Source organism: Pedobacter sp. AK013 (assembly GCF_014205835.1).
Classification (GTDB): Bacteria; Bacteroidota; Bacteroidia; order Sphingobacteriales; family Sphingobacteriaceae; genus Pedobacter.
In genome coordinates, this window is the sequence record NZ_JACHCQ010000012.1 from 143,010 (window position 1) to 143,896 (window position 887).

1 pseudogene is annotated in these 887 nt (G+C 51.1%); it reads left to right on the forward strand.

The features are described 5' to 3' along the window. Positions 1-887, forward strand: a pseudogene (locus tag HDC90_RS10425) (hypothetical protein); the annotation flags it as partial.

Below are 887 nucleotides of genomic sequence, written 5' to 3' on the forward strand. Positions count from 1 at the left end.
GTTACCATTGTAACCAACGACAGTGGTACCTGGGTTTATAATCCAGCTACCAATACCTGGACGAATATTAATGGAGCCAAAGGAGATAAAGGTGACAAGGGAGATGCAGGTGTAGTAGGTGTTCAGGGCATGCCGGGTACAAGCGGTACCCCAGGCACTCCGGGCTCGGGTACACCTGGTGCTCCTGGTGCAGGTGTTACCATTGTAACCAACGACAGTGGTACCTGGGTTTATAATCCAGCTACCAATACCTGGACGAATATTAATGGAGCCAAAGGAGATAAAGGTGATAAGGGAGATGCTGGTGTGGTAGGTGTTCAGGGCATGCCGGGTACAAGCGGTACTCCAGGCACTCCGGGCTCGGGTACACCTGGTGCTCCTGGTACAGGTGTTACCATTGTAACCAACGACAGTGGAACCTGGGTTTATAACCCAACAATCCATAGCTGGACGAATATTAATGGAGCCAAAGGAGATAAAGGTGATAAGGGAGATGCAGGTGTGGTCGGCGTTCAAGGCATGCCGGGTACAAGCGGCACTCCGGGTATACCCGGTTCAGGAACCGCTGGTGCGCCTGGTGTAGGCGTTACCATTGTGACTAATGACAGTGGTACCTGGGTTTATAATCCAAGCACCAATAGCTGGACGAATATTAATGGAGCCAAAGGTGATAAAGGAGACAAAGGTGATGCAGGTGTGGTAGGTGTTCAGGGTATGCCGGGTACAAGTGGTACCCCGGGTACACCCGGTTCAGGAACCGCTGGTGCGCCTGGTGCAGGCGTTACCATTGTAACCAATGACAGTGGTACCTGGGTTTATAATCCAGCTACCAATACCTGGACGAATATTAATGGAGCCAAAGGAGATAAAGGTGATAAGGGAGATGC